The sequence below is a fragment of the Streptomyces sp. NPDC025651 genome (assembly GCF_055558735.1).
The window spans coordinates 603,318-619,891 of record NZ_JBVHLZ010000003.1 but is presented as its reverse complement, the minus strand read 5'-3'; the positions used below and the strand labels follow the sequence as shown (position 1 = coordinate 619,891).

Below are 16,574 nucleotides of genomic sequence, written 5' to 3'. Positions count from 1 at the left end.
GCGATGAAGATCACTTGCGTACGCTTTGGCTGGTTAGTTAGGTTAGCCTTGCCTAGTCAACCGGGGGTGGTGCATGTCGGCTTGGAATGCAGCGCCGGCCCCGCTGCCGTCACCGACCCCCGCAGGAGCCCTCCCGATGAGTCAGAGCCTGTCAGCCGAGAAGATCCGCGCCGATGTCGCGGAGCTGCTCGACTGCGACCCCGCCGAGCTCGCGCCCGACGACAACCTGCTCGACCACGGCCTCGACTCGATGCGGATCATGACGCTGATCGAGCGCTGGCGCGCCGCGGGGGCGACCACGGTGGAGTTCCCCGACCTGGCCGAGCAGCCCGAACTCGCGCACTGGACGGCCCTGCTGACGGGTGAGAAGGCATGACCCGCGAGGACCACCGCCACCGGCACCTGGAGCGCATAGCCGAGGTCAGGGCCGGGCGGCAGGCCGAGAAGGTGGGCTACCCGATCCACGTACGCAAGACCGAGGTCGTCCGCACCGCCATGGTCGGCAGCGGCCTGCTGCGGGTGACCCTGGGCGGCCCCGGGGCCGAGGGCTTCGAGGCGCACTCGCCCGACGAGCACGTCAAGCTGATCTTCCCGGAGCCCGACGGCTCGCTGCGGCTGCCCGAGCGGAACGGGACGATGCTGCGCTGGCCGCGGCCCTCGCCCACCTCGCGCGAGTACACCGTGCGCCGCTACGACCCCGTCACGGCCGAGATCGACCTCGACTTCGCCCTGCACGACGGCGGCCTCGCCTCGGACTGGGCCCGCGCGGTCGAGGAGGGCACCGCCGTCCACGTCGCGGGCCCGCCCGGCGGCCTGATCGTCCCGCACACCTACGACCGCTACCTGCTCGTCGGCGACATCACGGCGCTGCCCGCGATCGCGCGCTGGCTGGAGGAACTCCCCAGGACCGCGAAGGGCTGGGCGTTCGTCGAAGTCGCCGACGCCGCCGAGGAGATCGAGCTGCTCGCCCCCGAGGGCGTCGAGGTGCGCTGGCTGCACCGCGGCGAACGCCCCGCGGGCACCGGCGACGAACTGGCACGGGCCGCGATGGCGGTCACCGTGCCCGAGGGCGAGCGGGTCTACGTGTGGGCCGCGGGCGAGGCGGGGCAGATCAAGCCGCTGCGCCGCTGGGTCCGCGACGAACTGCGCCTGGACAAGGCCGACCACGACATCACCGGCTACTGGAAGCGCGGCGTCGCCGACTTCGACGACGACCACTGAACCGGCCGCCGACCACTGAGCCACCGGCCGCCGGGCCACGGCGAGCCGTCCATGAAGAACAAGGAGCAACACATGTCCATACGCAGATCGTCGGGTCTGATCGGCGCCGTGGCACTGGCCCTCGCCCTGTCCGGGTGCGGCTCGTCGGACGGCGGGTCGGACGACGCGGGCAGCGGCAAGACGCGGGTCTTCAAGGCCGACAACGGCAAGATCAAGATCCCGGACGACCCGAAGCGTGTGGTCGCCACCGGCTACGCCGTGCCCGTCATGATCGAGGCGCACGCCCCGCTGGTCGGCATCTCGTCGTGGAAGCGCGGCGAGCCGATGATGAGCAAGCAGGACCTCGCCACGTACAAGAAGACCCCCAAGGTGGCGGGCGAGCTGGCGACCGAGACCAACTACGAGGCCATCGCCGAGGCCAAGCCCGACCTCATCGTCATCGGTGTGCCCGCCCCGGTGCTCGGCGACATCGACGTCAAGCGCCTGGAGGGCATCGCCCCCGTCGTGGCGATCGGCCCGACCGTGCCGTCCGCGTGGCGTGAGCAGTCCCGCCAGCAGGCTGACGCCGCGGGCGCGCTCAAGCAGTTCGACGCCGTCCAGGCCAAGTACGAGGCCAAGGCCAAGAAGCTGGCCAAGAAGTACGAGAACGTGCTGCCCGAGCTGAAGATGGGCCACGTCGGCGCGTTCGGCGAGAGCGCCAAGGGCACCTGGCAGCGCGAGTTCGGCGGCTCCTGGGGCACCAACGTCGCCGAGGACGTCGGCGCGAAGTACTACGGCAAGGTCAAGAAGAAGGGCCCCGGCTCGCGCGCGGTCAGCGAGTACCCCTCCCTCGAAGAGCTCCCCGACGCGCTCGGCAAGGCCGACGCCATCACGTACTCGGTCAACGCCGACGGCAGCGTCCCCGAGTCCGTGAAGTACGTCATGGAGTCGAAGCTCTGGAAGAACCTGCCCGCCGTCAAGGCCGGCAAGACCTTCCCGATCCGCTACACCGAGGCCGCCACCTACGGGCAGGCCGTGCAGACCCTGGACGCGATCGACAAGTCGTTCGCGCCTCTGCTGAAGCGGTGACCGCCGCAGGCCGCACGTCCACGGCGGCGGGAAGCGGGCGGGCCGCGCCACAGGCCGGCCTGCTGGTCGCCGGCCTGGTGCTGCTCGCGGTCGTCGCCGTGGTCAGCATCGGCGTCGGCGCCCGCCACATCTCGCCCGCCGAGGTCGTGCGCGCGCTGCTCGACTACCAGGGCACCGACGACCACGTCATCGTGCGCGACGTCAGGGCGCCCCGCGCGCTGCTCGCCATCGCCGTGGGCGCCGCCCTCGCGGTGGCGGGCGCGCTGATCCAGACGCTCGCCCGCAACCCGCTGGCCGAGCCCGGCATCCTCGGCGTGACCGCGGGCGCCGGGTTCGCCGTCACGGTCGGCTCCGGGCTCGGCCTGGCCGTGGGCCAGGCCGGGCAGTTGGGCTGGGCGATCATCGGCTCCGTGTTCGCCGCGGTGCTCGTCGCCGCGGTCGGACGCCGCTCGCCGCTGCGCCTCGTCCTGACCGGCGTGGCCCTCACCGCGATCCTGAACGGTGTCGCGCTGGGCATGCGGCTGATGCTCCCCGACACCTTCGACACGTACCGCTTCTGGTCCGTCGGCTCGCTCGCGGCCCGCGAACAGGCGCCGCTGGCCCTGCCGTTGACCGCGATCGGGGTGTGCCTGGTCGGCGCGCTGCTGATGAGCCGCGCCCTCAACGCCCTCTCGCTCGGCGAGAACGTGGCCAGCACCCTGGGCGCGAGCGTGAACCGGGTACGGGGGCTCACCCTCGTCCTGATCACCGTCCTCAGCGGCGCGGCGACCGCGGTGGCCGGGCCGATCCTGTTCGTCGGCCTGATCGTGCCGCACCTGGTCCGCAAGCCCGCCCAGGGCTCGGTGCCGTGGCTCGTCCTCTACACGATGGTCCTCGGCCCGATCCTGCTGCTGATCGCCGACATCGGCTCGCGGATCCTGCTGCCCACCGGCGAGGTGCCGGTGGCCATCGTGACCGCTTTCCTCGGCGGCCCCATGCTGATCTGGGCCGTCCGTCGCTACGGGGCGGGGTCGCTGTGAACGTGAACGTACTCGGACTGCGCGTCGAACGCCGCACGGTGGTGCTCGTCGCCGTACTCGTCCCCCTGATCCTCGGCCTCGGCCTGCTGGGGCTGTGCTACGGCGCCTCCTGGTCCTCGCCCAGCGAGGTGTTCTCCGTGCTGAGCGGGGCCGAACCCTCCGTGGTGATCTGGGACTGGCGGATGCCTCGGGTCCTGGCCGGGCTCGTCTTCGGCGCCGCCCTCGGCGTGGCCGGGGCGATCTTCCAGAACCTCACCCGCAACCCCATGGGCAGCCCCGACGTCATCGGCCTGGACGCGGGCGCCTACACCGGCGCCCTGGTCGCGCTGACCGTCCTGTCCGGCACGTCCGCGCAGTTGGCCGCCGGTTCGGTCGTCGGCGGACTCGTCGTCGCGGCCGCCATCTATCTGCTCTCGTTCGACAAGGGCTTCTCCGGAATGCGCCTCGTGGTGATCGGCATCGCGATCAACGCGATGGTCACCGCGATCAACTCCTGGATCGTGCTCCGCGCCGACCTGGAGGTGGCGATCGCCGCGGTCGGCTGGAGCGCGGGCTCCCTCAACAACGTGGGCTGGGACGACCTGGGCATCCCGTTCACGGTCATCGGTGTGCTGCTCGCCCTGATGGCCACCCGCGCGCACGCCATGCACCAGGCGGCGCTCGGCGACGCGGTCGCGGTCGCCACCGGCGTCGGACTCGACAGGCTGCGGCTGTTGATGGTCCTCGTCGGCGTGGGCTGCACCGCCACGGTGACCGCGGTGGCCGGGCCCATCGCGTTCATCGCGCTCGCCGCCCCGCAGATCGGCCGCCGCCTCGCCGGCGCGGCCGGAGTGCCCCTGCTGCCCGCCGCGCTGACCGGATCGGTGCTGCTGCTCGGCGCCGACCTGATCGCGCAGATGCTGCTCGCGCCCGTCTCGCTGCCCGTCGGCGTGGTGAGCACCGCGATCGGCGGCTGCTACCTGATCTGGCTGCTGACCAAGGAGGTGAGGCGCGCGTGACCGCACGCCTGACCGCGCGGGACATCACCCTGCGCTACGGAGACCGTGTGGTGTCCACACGGCTGAGCCTCGACGTCCCCGACGGCGCGTTCACCGCCATCGTGGGCCCCAACGGGTGCGGCAAGTCGACCCTGTTGCGCGCCCTGGTGCGCCTCCTGCGCCCCGACGAGGGGCGGGTGGAGCTGGACGGCCGCGACGTCGGCGGCTACGGCGGCAAGGCGCTCGCCAAGCAGCTCGGCTTCCTGCCGCAGGACCCGCAGGCCCCCGACGACATCAAGGTCCGCCAACTCGTGGGCCGGGGCCGCTTCCCGCACCAGTCGATGCTCGCCCTGTGGTCGAAGCACGACGAGGAGGCCGTCGCCGAGGCGATGATCGCCGCGGGCGTCACCGACCTGGCCGACCGCCCGGTGCAGGAGCTGTCCGGCGGACAGCGGCAGCGGGTGTGGATGGCCATGGTGCTCGCCCAGGAGACGCCCTACCTGCTCCTGGACGAGCCGACGTCCTTCCTGGACATCACCCACCAGTACCAACTGCTCGGCCTGCTGGCCAAGCTGCGCGACCAGGGCCGCACGGTCATCGCCGTCCTGCACGACATCAACCAGGCGTGCCGGTTCGCCGACCACCTGGTCGCCATGAAGGACGGCAGCGTGATCGCCGAGGGCGACCCCACGGACATCGTGGACGCCGCGCTGATCAAGGACGTCTTCGACCTGCCGAACGTCATCATCCCCGACCCCGTGACGGACACGCCGATGGTCGTCCCCACACTGCAAGGAGAGTGAGTTGAGCACCATCGTGTCCTCGGAGGGACTGCTCGACCTGACCAGCGCCCAGCTGGGCATCTGGAACGCGCAGCGCCTGGAGCCGGACTCGCCGTACTACGTGGTCGGCGACGTGGTGGAGATATCCGGCGACGAGCCCGTCGACGTGGACGCGCTGGTCGAGGCGGTCAGGGCGACCACCGAGGAGGCCGAGACCCTGCGCCTTCGGGTGTACGACACCCCCGAGGGCCCGCGCCAGCGGATCGGCGACGAGCCCGTCCAGGCGCCCCGGGTGGTCGACCTCGGCGGCGAGGCCGACCCTCGGGCTGCCGCCGAGGCGTTCGTGGTCGCCGAGCGGGCCCGCACCGGCGAGGCCTGCCGCACGATGGTGGACATCCCGCTCTACTCGCGCACCGTCATCAAGCTCTCCGACCGCGAGGTCTGGTACACCCAGCTCGGCCACCACCTGATCTTCGACGGCTACACCGCCGCGATGCTCGCCCGCCGCACCGCGGCCCGCTACACCGCGCTGGTCAACGGCACCGAACCCCGTAAGTCGACCTTCGGCTCCTTCGCCGACCTCGTCGCCGCCGACCGCGCCTACCGCGAGAGCGAGCGCTTCACCGAGGACCGCGCCTACTGGGTCGAGCGGTTCACCCCGCTCCCCGAACTGGGGAACCTCGGAAATTCCGACTCCGCCGCGGGCCCGCCCGAGACCACCCTGACGGCCCGCGCCGTCCTGCCGCCCGAAGAGACGGCCAGGCTGCGGGAGTTCGCCGAGCGAGAGGGCGTCACCTGGGGCGAGGCACTGATCGCCGGTTACGCCGCGTTCCTGCACCGCATGCTGGGCCGCACCGACGTCGTGTTCGCGCTGCCGCTGATGTGCCGGACCGGCTCGATCGAACTGCGCACCCCCTCCATGGCGGTCAACGTGCTGCCGCTGCGGGTGACCGTGGGCGCGGGCGACGGCCTCGGCGAGCTGAGCCGACGCGTCGCCGCCGCGATGAAGGAGATGCGCGACCACCAGCGCTACCGCGGCGAGGACCTGCCGCGCGACCTCGGCGTGCCCGGCGCGGGCGCGCTGCTGCACGGACGGGGCATCAACCTCAAGGCGTTCGACCTGGCGATCGACTTCGCCGGGTCCACCGGCGTCATGCGCAACGTCGCGGGAGGCCCGCCCGAGGACATGGGCCTGAGCGTCCTGCCGACCCGTGACGGCGGACTGCTGCTCGGCTTCGAGGTCGACGCCCGCGGCACCGACCAGGCCATGGTCGACGCCAAGCTCTCCGGGCTGCGTGCCCTGCTCACCGGGCTCACCGACGGCCTGCCCGTGGGCCGCGTCGCCCTGGCCGAGGACGTCGAGGGGCTCCTCGCGGACTGGGCTCCGCCCGCCGTGCCCGGCACCTCCGTCGACGTACCGACCGCCTTCGCCGCGATGGCCGCGGCCGATCCCGCCCGCACCGCCCTGGTCTGCGGCGAAGTACGCCTGTCCGCAGGGGAGTTGGCGGGCCGCGTGCACCGCGTCGCCCGCGCGCTGCGGGCCCGCGGCATCGGCACCGAAGACATCGTGGCCCTGGCCCTGCCGCGCTCGGCCGACTCCGTGGTCGCCCTCCTCGCGGTCATGGACGCGGGCGCCGCGTTCCAGCCGCTGGACGCCGCGCACCCGCCGGAGCGGCTGCGCGAGCTGCTCGACGACACCCGTCCCGCGCTCGTCCTGACCGACGGCACGGTCGACGGGCTGCCCTGGACGACGCTGCTCGCCGAGGCCGCGGAGCTGTCCGACGCGCCGCTGGACACCGACGAGCTGGCCGCGCCCCGTCACCCCGAGCACCTCGCCTACGTGATCCACACCTCCGGGTCGACCGGCCGCCCCAAGGGCGTCCTCGGCCGGGTCGGCGGCCTCGCCTCGCTCCTGCACCACCAGCGCTCCACCGTCGTCGCCGAGGCCGAGCGGTCCGCGGACCGGCCGCTGCGCGCCTCCCACACGTATTCGTTCGCCTTCGACTCCGCCTTCGACCACCTGATGTGGCTGCTGTGCGGGCACGAACTGCACGTCTACGACGCCGAGACGGCCCGGGACGCCGACGCCCTGCTCGCCGCGTACGTCCGTGACGGCATCGACGTCGTGGACACCACGCCCTCGATGGCCGCGCCCCTGATCGACGGCGGCCTCCTCGACCGGCGCCCCGCCCTCCTCGTCCTCGGCGGCGAGGCGACCCCGCCCGCGCTGTGGCGCCGCGTCGTCGAGTCCGGCGTCCCCGCGCGCAACATCTACGGGCCGACCGAGGCGACCGTGGACGCCACCACCGCCCGGATCGAAGGCGACGAGCCGACGATCGGCCACCCCCTCGCGGGCACCAGGACATACGTCCTCGACAACGCGCTGCAGCCCGTGCCGCACGGCACGGCGGGCGAGCTGTACCTGGCGGGGCCGCACCTGGCCCGCGGCTACCTCGGCAGGCCCGGCGCGAGCGCCGAGCGCTTCGTCGCCGACCCGTTCGGCGCGCCGGGGGAGCGGATGTACCGCACCGGCGACGTCGTCCGATGGCTGCCGGGACGCGGCCTGGAGTACCTGGGCCGCGGCGACGGCCAGGTCAAGATCCGCGGCTACCGCGTGGAGACCGGCGAGGTCGAGGCCGCCCTCGGCGCCGTGCCGGCCGTCACCGCGGCGGCCGCCACGGTGCGTTCGGGCCGCCTGATCGGCTACGTCGTGTCGCCCTCCGCCACCCCCGAGGCGGTCCGCGCCCACCTGGCCGAGCGGCTGCCCGAGCACATGGTGCCCGCCGCGGTCGTGGTCCTCGACGAACTGCCGGTCACGGCCAACGGCAAGCTCGACCGCGCCGCCCTGCCCGCGCCCGCCGTCTCCGGCGGTGGCCGCGAGGCGGGCACCGAGCGCGAGAAGCTGCTCTGCGCCGTCCTCGCCGAGGTCTTCGAGGTCGAACGGGTCGGTGTGGACGACGACTTCTTCGCCCTCGGCGGCGACAGCATCACCGCGATCACCGTCAGCAGCAGGCTTCGGGCCAAGGGCTTCGAACTGCGCCCGCGCGACCTGCTCGCCCGCCGCAGCTTCGCCTCCCTCGCCGCGTCCGCCGAGGTGGTCCAGGACACCGCCGGGCCCGTCGACGACCCGACCGGGTCCGTGCCCGCGCCGCCCATCGTGCGCGCCCTGCTCGACCCCCACCCCGACGTGGACACCGTCGCCGGATACGCCCAGTGGACCGCCCTGCGCGTCGACGACCTCGCCCACGACGACCTGGCCAGGGGCGTCCAGGCAGTGCTCGACCACCACGACGCGCTGCGGCTGCGCGCGGACGAGGGCCTGGAGGTGCTGCCCCGCGGGGCGGTGCGCGCCGTCGTCAACGAGGTGCACGGCGAGGACGTGACCGAGCTGGCCGAGCACCTCGCCGGTGAACTCGACCCGCGCTCGGGCGACTTGCTGCGCGCCACCCTCGTGAGGACCGGCGACGGCACCCCCGACCGGCTTGTCGTCGTCGTCCACCACCTCGCCATGGACGGCGTCTCCTGGCGCGTCCTGCTGCCCGACCTGCACACCGCCTGCACCGGCGGCACGCTCGACCCGGTCGGCGCCTCCTGGCGGCGGCACGCGCTGCTCCTCGCCGAGCAGGGCGCGTCCGGCGCGCGACAGGACGAACTCGCCTACTGGCGCACGGCGTTGGACTCGGCCTCCCGCCTGGGCGCCCGCCCCCTCGACCAGACGCGGGACACCGTGGCCACCGCCCACCGGTCGGTCACCGTCGCCTCGCCCGAGGTCACCGAGGCGCTGCTCACCACGCTGCCCGCGGCCTACCGCGCCGGCGTCGACGAGGTCCTGCTCGCCGCCCTCGTGCTCGCCCTGCGAGAGTGGGGCCTTCGCGGCGACGCGACGACCGTCACGATGGAGGGCCACGGCCGCGAACACCTCGACCTGGCCCGCACGGTCGGCTGGTTCACCAGCGAGTACCCGGTGCGCGTCCCCTCCGCCGGCGACGTCGGGCGGGTGCTGCGCGCGGCCAAGGAGGCCCGCCGCGGCGTCCCCGACGGCGGCATCGGCTACGGCGTGCTGCGCACCCTGGACCCGGCCGTCGACGCCGAGTTCACCTCGGCCCCGCCGCCGGACGTCCTCCTGAACTACCTGGGCCGCTTCGCCGCGCAGCCCGCCGCGGGCTGGCGCCTGCCGGAGCGCGACGCCTTCTCGGTGACCGAGCCCGACGCCAAGGCCCTCGAACAGATCCTCGCCCTCAACTGCTTCGTGCACGAGGAGGGTTCGCCGCAGCTCGCCGTCGAGTGGACCGCCGCGACCGAGGTGCTCGGCACGGACGCCGTGGCCGCCCTCCAGACCGCCTGGGCCACGGCCCTTGAGGCGCTGGCCGAGCACGCCCGCCACACCACCGGCGGGCTCACCCCCTCCGACCTGCCGCTGGTCGACCTCGACCAGGCGGCCATCGACGCCCTCGAAGGCACCGAAGGCGTCGGCCGTATCGCCGACGTCCTGCCCGCGACCCCGCTCCAGGTCGGCCTCTCCTTCCACACCCTGGTCCGCGACGACCAGGACACCGACGTGTACGTCGTCCAGGCCGTGACCACCCTCGTCGGCGAGCTCGACGCGGACCGCATGGCCGAGGCCGCGCGCGAACTGCTGCGCCGCCACTCCGCGCTGCGCGTGTACCTGGGCACGGCAGGGGACGACGTCGTGCAGGTGATCCCCGCCGACGTCACCCTGGACTGGCGTCATGACGACCGGTTCGAGGACGCCGTACGCGAGGAGTTCGCGCGGCCCTTCGACCCGGCGAAGGCGCCGCTGATCCGCTTCCTGCTCTCCCGGACCGGCCCCGACGAGCACAAGCTGGTGATCACCAACCACCATGCCCTGCTGGACGGTTGGTCGATGCCGCTGGTCGGCCGCACCCTCCTCGCCATCTACGCCGAGCTGGGCGGCGGCCCGGCCGCTCCCACCTCCCCGCCGCTGTCGGAGTACTTCCGCTGGCTGGCGGACCGCGACCACGCGGCCTCGCTGCAGGCCTGGCGCGACGCGCTGGCCGGCGTCGACGACGCGACGCGCCTCGCGCCCGCGAGTGTCGGCACCGCCGTCGAGCGGCCAGGGCGTGTCAGTGTCGGCCTCGGCGAGGAGTTCAGCGACCGGCTGCGCACGTTCGCCCGCGAACAGGGCGTCACCCTGACCACGGTCCTCCAGACCGCCTGGGGCCTGCTCCTCGGCCGGCTCACCGGGCGCCGCGACGTCGTGTTCGGCTGCCCCGTCTCCGGGCGGCCCGCCGAGGTCGACGGCGTCGAGTCGATGGTCGGCCAGCTCGGCACCACCATCCCGGTCCGCGTGCGACACACCCAGGACCAGTCCGCACAGGCCCTGATGGCCGACGTGCACGCCGAGAGCGTGGCGCTCGCCGACCACCACCACGTCGGCCTGCCCGAGATCCAGCGCGCGGTGGGCGTCGGTGAACTCTTCGACACCATGCTGGTGATGGAGAACTTCCCGCTCTCCAGCCGCAGGCGCACCCCGCTCGCCCCCGGGCTCGACCTCGTGGGCGTCGACATCACCGACGCCACGCACTACGCCCTCACCGTGATCGTCATCCCCGACGACGAGATCACGATCGGCCTCGGCTACCAGCCGCACGCCTTCGCCGAGGAGACCGTCCGCGACTACGGCCGCTGGCTGCACACCCTCCTGAAGGAGATCGTCGAGGACCCGGTGCGCCCCGCGATCCGCATCCCCTGCCTCGACGCCGACGAGCGGGCGCGGATGCTGCGCACCGGCACCGAGGTCGTCCCCGCCAAGGACCGCGGCCACTGGCTTGCGGAGTTCGACGCCTGGGTGCGGAACAAGCCCGACGGCGAGGCCCTGGTCTGCCGCGACCGCAGCCTGACCTACGCCGAACTCGACCGGCAGGCCAATCGCGTGGCCCACGCGCTGATCGAGCGCGGGGTCCGCCCCCAGGACCCGGTCGCCGTCCTCCTCGGCCGCGACATCGAGATGACCGTGGCGCTCTTCGGCGTGGCCAAGGCGGGCGCGGTGTACGTCCCCATGGACGCGAGCTACCCGCGCGAGCGGCTCGCGTACATGATCGACGACATCGTCCCGGCCGCCGCCCTGACGACCGGCGCCGAGGTGCCCTCCGAGCGCGACATCCCGGTCCTGCGCCTGGACGACCCGGCCACGCTCGCCTCCGTGCCCGACACCGACCCGGCCGAGGCGCGCGCGAAGCTCACCGACGACGCCCTCGCGTACGTCATCTACACCTCGGGAACCACCGGGCGCCCCAAGGGAGTCGGCGTCACCCACCGCGGCGTGCCCGACCTGATCGCGCTGCAGGAGGAGGTCGTCGGCGTCACCGAGCACGACCGGTATCTGCACTTCGCCTCGACCAGCTTCGACGTCGCGTTCTGGCAGACCATGGTGCCGCTGCTCTCGGGCGGTACGTCCGTGATCGCGCCGGAGGAAGTGCGCGTCCCCGGCGACGAGTTGCTCGACTACATCGCCGAGCACCGCGTGACGGGCGTCAACCTGCTGCCGTCGTTCCTCGCCGCGATGCCCGACGACCGGACGGTCCCCGACGACGTGTTCTTCGTCGTCGGCGCCGAGCGGCTCGACCCCGAGCTGGCCCGCCGCTGGGGCAAGGGCCGCAAGGCGCTCTTCAACGCCTACGGACCCACCGAGGTCACGATCAACTCCGTGACCTGGCACTACGACGAGGACGACCAGGGACCGCTGCCGATCGGCCGCCCCGACCCGAACGTCCGCGCCTACGTCCTGGACGGCGGGCTCCAGCCCGTCGGCGTCGGGGTCACGGGCGAGCTCTACCTCGGCGGACCCAGCGTGGCCCGCGGCTACCTCGGCCGCCCCGGCCTGACCTCCGAGCGCTTCGTCGCCGACCCGTTCGGCGCGCCGGGGGAGCGGATGTACCGCACGGGCGACCTCGTGCGCTGGCGGCCCGACGGACAGATCGTGTTCCTCGGCCGCGTCGACCACCAGGTCAAGGTCCGCGGCTTCCGCGTCGAGCTGGGCGAGATCGAGTCCACGCTGACCCGCCACCCCGACGTCCGCGCCAGCGCGGTGATCGTGCGCGAGGACCGCCTCGTCGGCTATCTCATCCCGACCGACGGCGCCGACCTGGACGTCGCGCAGGTGCGCGAGTACCTGGCGGGCGAACTCCCCGACCACATGGTGCCCACGGCGTACGTGGAGATCGACCACCTGCCGCTGTCCCCCGGCGGCAAGCTCGACCCCACCGCGCTGCCCGCGCCCGAGACCGCCACCGCCGAGCGCCGCGAGCCCGCCACCGAGGCCGAGGCGATCCTGCTCGGCGTGTTCCAGGACGTCCTGGGCACCGAGGACATCGGGCCCGACGACGACTTCTTCACCATCGGCGGCGACAGCATCGTCTCGCTCCAGGTGGTCTCCCGCGCCCGGCGCAGGGGCCTCGGCCTGACCGCGCGGGACGTCTTCGAAGGGGAGACGGTCGCCGGCATCGCGGCACGGGCCCGCGCCCTGGACGGCGGCACGGCACCCGCGACGGGCGACGCGCCGCTGACCCCGATCATGAAGGACCTGCTGCGCCGCGCGGGCACCGCGGCGGACGGGTTCTGCCAGTGGGTGGAGATCTGTGTCCCGCCGGGCGGCGACGAGCCGACCTGGCGGGCCGTGCTCGACGCCCTCCTGGCCCGGCACGACGTGCTGCGGGCCCACTTGGTCGACGACGCGCTGCGCGTGCCGGAGGCCGGTGCCGTCACCGGCGCCGACGTCCTGACCCGGGTACCGGCGACGGACGACCTGCGCGCACTGATCGCCTCCCGCGTCACCGAGGTCCTCGACGCGATGGACCCCCGCACGGGACCGCTGCTGCGCGCCCTGTGGGTGGACGCCGGGCCTCAGCGCCCGGGCAGGCTCGTCCTGATCGCCCACCACCTGGTCGCCGACGGCGTCTCCTGGCGCGTCCTGCTCGACGACGTCGAGCACGCCTACTCGGGCGGCACGCTGACCCGGCACGGTCAGTCGTTCGTCGGCTGGGCGCGGTCCCTGCGCGAGGCCGACCGGCGGGCCGAACTGCCGCACTGGCAGCGGATGACCGCCACCAAGGCGCTCACCGCACCGCTCGACCCCGCACGGGACACCGCGGCCACCGCCGCGCACCACGAGCTCTGGCTCGGCGCGGACGCGACCCGTGCCCTGGTCACGACGCTGCCCGCCGCCTACCGCACCACCCCGGACGCCGTGCTCCTCACCGCGCTCGCCCAGGCGGTCGAGGCCTGGCGCGGCACGCCGGAGCTGCTCGTCGCACTGGAGAGCCACGGCAGGCCCACGCAGGTCGACCTCTCCCAGACGGTGGGCTGGTTCACCGCCGTCCACCCGATTCGGCTCGACGCGGGCGACGACGTCCGCGCGGTCGGCGAGCGGCTGCGCGCCCAGGGCGACGGCCTCGGCCACGGCATCCTCACCTCGGCCGGTCTCCTCGACCCCGTGGAGCCCGAGGTCGCCTGGAACTACCTCGGGCAGTTCCCCGGCGCCCCGACCGAGGAGACGCCGTGGCAGCCGGCCCCGGACGCCGACCCGCTCGGCTCCGGCGGCACCGGCGGGATGCCGCTGCCGCACAGCCTGATGGTCAACGCCCTGGTGCGCGACGACGCGCTCGGGATCCGGATCACCTGGCCGTCGGCGCTGTTCACCGGCGCCGAGATCGAGGAGCTCGCCGGGCACCTGCGCACCGCGGCCGAACGCACCGCCGCCGCACCGGAGATCAGCGCGCTCGGCGGCGACCGCCCGGTCGCCGAGGTCCAGCCGCTCACCCCGCTCCAGGAGGTGATGCTGCGGCACTCGCGCACCGAGCGCCCCGACCCGTACACCGTGCAGTCGACGTTCTCGCTCGCCGGGCCGCTCGACGTCGACGCCCTGCGGGGCGCGGGCGGCGACCTGCTGGCCCGTCACCCGAACCTGGGCGCCGTGTTCCCCGCCGGCCTCGCGGTGATCCCCAAGGAGCCGCTGCCGGACTTCCGGGTGACCGACGGCCCCGCCGACGAGGTCCTCGCGGCCGATCTGGCCGAGCCGTTCGACCTCACGGAGGGTCCGCTCGTACGGCTGACCGTGATCCGTCGCGGTGCCGAACTCTGCGACCTGGTGCTGACCACGCACCACGTGCTCTCCGACGGCTGGTCGGCGCCGCGCATCCTCACCGAGCTGTTCACCCTCTACACCGCACGCGTCCAGGGCCGAGAGGCGGACCTGCCCGCACCGGTGCCGTTCGCCGACTACCTGAACTGGCGCGCCGGGAACGAACCCGAACTCGGGGCCTGGGCCGCCGAGTTGGCGGGTCTGCCCGAGGGCGACTACCTGGTGGGCGACGTCGATCCCGGCCCCGCCTGGCAGGAGCCCGAGCTCATCACGTTCGACGCGGACCTCGTGTCCGGGCTGACCGACCTCGCCGCACGGCGCGGCCTGACGCCCAACACGCTGGTGCAGGGCGCCTGGTCGGTGCTGCTCGCCCGGCGCTCAGGGCGTACGGACGTCTGCTTCGGCGCGATGGTCGCCTGCCGCCCGCCGGAGCTGGAGGGCGTCGAGGAGATCATCGGTCTGCTGGCCAACACCGTTCCCGTACGGGCACGTCTGGACGGCACGCTCGCCGAGACGCTCGCGGACCTGCAGGCCCGGCAGCGGACGCTGGTCGAGCACCACCATGTCGCGCTCACCGACCTGGAGCGGCTGACCGGCCGGGCGAGGCTCTTCGACAGCCTCGTGGTCTTCGAGAACTACCCGGTCGACCCGGACCGCCTGCGCGAACCCGCCCCCGGCCTCACGGTCGTCGGCACCCGCTTCCGCGAGTCCACCCACCACCCGGTGACCCTGACGGTCATGCCGGACGGCGACGGCTGGACGGGCGTGCTCGCCCGGCGCGCCGGAGTGGAGGTCGCCGGGCTCGCGGAGGAACTCCTCGCCGTGCTCCGCTCCCTGGGCGGCCACCTCGACGACGCCGTGCGCGACCTCCTGGAGCGAGCGTGAGCGAGAAGGTCGCACCCCCGCCCGCGCGGGTGGACGCGCCGCTGCTGCGGATCGCGTTCATCCTCGTGCTCGGCACGTTCATGGCCACGATCGACGCCACGATCGTCAGCGTCGGCATCGACACCCTCTCCGAGGAGTTCGGCGCGTCCGTCGCCGAGATCCAGTGGGTGTCCACCGCCTACCTGCTCGCGGTGGTGGGCGCCGTGCCCGCGTCGGGCTGGCTCGCCGACCGCTTCGGCGGCAGGCGGACCTGGCTCGTCGCCGTCGGCGTGTTCCTGCTCGGCTCGCTGCTGTGCGCGCTGGCCTGGTCGGCGACCAGCCTCATCGTGTTCCGGGTGATCCAGGGCCTCGGCGGCGGACTGCTTCCCGCCACGGGGCAGGCGCTGCTCGCCCGGATCGCGGGACGCGAGCGCACCGGACGGGTGATCAGCGTCGTCTCGGTCGTGCCGCTGCTTTCCCCGGTGCTCGGCCCGCTGGTCGGCGGCACCATCCTCGGGGTCGCGCCCTGGCCGTGGCTGTTCCTGGTCAACCTGCCGATCGGCGCGGCCGCGATCCTGCTGGCCCGCCGTCATGTGCCGGTGGTGCCGCCCTCGCCGCGGCGGACGGCGTTCGACCTGCGCGGCGCGGCGCTGCTCTCGCCCGGCCTCGCGGTCCTCGTGTACGGCCTGACCGAGGTCGCCCACGGCCGCACCCTGCCCGCCGTGATCGGCATCGTGGCGGGCCTGGCGATGCTGGTCGGGTTCGCCGTGCACGGACTGCGGACCAGCGGCACACCGCTGGTCGACCCGCGCCTGTTCGCCCGGCCGCCCTTCGGCGCCGCCGCCCTCGCGCTGCTCGTCCTGGGCGCTTCGGTGTTCGGCACGATGTTCCTGCTGCCGCTGTACTTCCAGACGGGCCGCGGCCTGACGGCCTGGGAGGCGGGTCTGCTGCTCGCCCCGCAGGGCATCGGCGCGGCGGCCGGCTCGGTCCTGGTGAACCGCACGATCGACAAGGTCGCGCCCCGCACCCTGGTCGTCACCGGCATCGCGCTGATCCTGGTGGGCACGGTCCCGTTCACCCAGCTCGGCCACGACCCGGCGGACGCCGTGATCGCCGCGGCGCTCGCGGTCCGCGGCGTCGGGATGGCCATGATCGGCGCGCCCGTCATGAACATCGTCTACAGCCGCATCGAGCCCGCGCAGATCCCGCGCGCGGCCGGAGCGCTCAACCTCCTGAACACGGTGGGCGGTTCGCTGGGCACCGCGGCACTCGCCGTGGTCCTGGAGCAGCGGCTGACGGCCCGCGGGGCGGACGTCTCCTGGGCGTTCGCCGACACCTTCTGGTGGGTCCTCGGCTTCTGCCTGCTCGCCGCGGCGGGCGCCACGCGGCTGCCCCGCACGCACGCCGGGAAGTCCTGACGCCGCGACCCGCCCGACCGGGTCAGCCGGAGGCCCCCGTGACGCTCGACCCGTCGCGGGGGCCTTCTGCGCGGAAGCATCCGGCAGCGAGCCGATGGGCGGGG

The 16,574-nt window shown here is 73.7% G+C and carries 8 protein-coding genes; all 8 read left to right on the top strand.

The window, feature by feature from the left end:
* The first annotated feature begins 136 nt into the window (after positions 1-136).
* The 8 genes from ACZ4D5_RS14985 to ACZ4D5_RS14950 all read left to right on the top strand — a co-directional run bounded on the left by ACZ4D5_RS14985 (position 137) and on the right by ACZ4D5_RS14950 (position 16,470).
* A complete protein-coding gene (locus ACZ4D5_RS14985; RefSeq protein ID WP_467772773.1) occupies positions 137-376 on the top strand; it encodes a phosphopantetheine-binding protein in 240 nt (79 codons plus the stop codon).
* On the top strand, positions 373-1,221 hold the full coding sequence (locus ACZ4D5_RS14980; protein ID WP_467772772.1) for a siderophore-interacting protein: 849 nt from the start codon (positions 373-375) through the stop codon (positions 1,219-1,221). The genes ACZ4D5_RS14985 and ACZ4D5_RS14980 overlap by 4 nt, the downstream gene beginning before the upstream one ends.
* 72 nt (positions 1,222-1,293) lie before the next feature.
* A complete protein-coding gene (locus ACZ4D5_RS14975) occupies positions 1,294-2,289 on the top strand; it encodes an ABC transporter substrate-binding protein (RefSeq protein ID WP_467772771.1) in 996 nt (331 codons plus the stop codon).
* Positions 2,286-3,308: a FecCD family ABC transporter permease gene (locus ACZ4D5_RS14970; RefSeq protein WP_467772770.1), complete on the top strand. Its 1,023-nt coding sequence runs from the start codon at positions 2,286-2,288 to the stop codon at positions 3,306-3,308. The genes ACZ4D5_RS14975 and ACZ4D5_RS14970 overlap by 4 nt, the downstream gene beginning before the upstream one ends.
* Before the next feature lie 2 nt (positions 3,309-3,310).
* Positions 3,311-4,306 carry a FecCD family ABC transporter permease gene (locus tag ACZ4D5_RS14965; RefSeq protein WP_467772769.1) on the top strand — a complete coding sequence of 332 codons (996 nt, stop codon included), beginning with the start codon at positions 3,311-3,313 and terminating at the stop codon, positions 4,304-4,306.
* Positions 4,303-5,088, top strand: coding sequence for an ABC transporter ATP-binding protein (locus ACZ4D5_RS14960; protein ID WP_467772768.1), 786 nt, complete (start codon positions 4,303-4,305; stop codon positions 5,086-5,088). Before ACZ4D5_RS14965 ends, ACZ4D5_RS14960 begins: the two co-directional genes overlap by 4 nt.
* Before the next feature lies 1 nt (position 5,089).
* Positions 5,090-15,073 (top strand): amino acid adenylation domain-containing protein, encoded by a 9,984-nt coding sequence (locus ACZ4D5_RS14955; protein WP_467772767.1) that lies wholly within the window; start codon positions 5,090-5,092, stop codon positions 15,071-15,073.
* Positions 15,070-16,470, top strand: coding sequence for an MDR family MFS transporter (locus ACZ4D5_RS14950; RefSeq protein WP_467772766.1), 1,401 nt, complete (start codon positions 15,070-15,072; stop codon positions 16,468-16,470). Before ACZ4D5_RS14955 ends, ACZ4D5_RS14950 begins: the two co-directional genes overlap by 4 nt.
* The last annotated feature ends 104 nt before the right edge of the window (positions 16,471-16,574 follow it).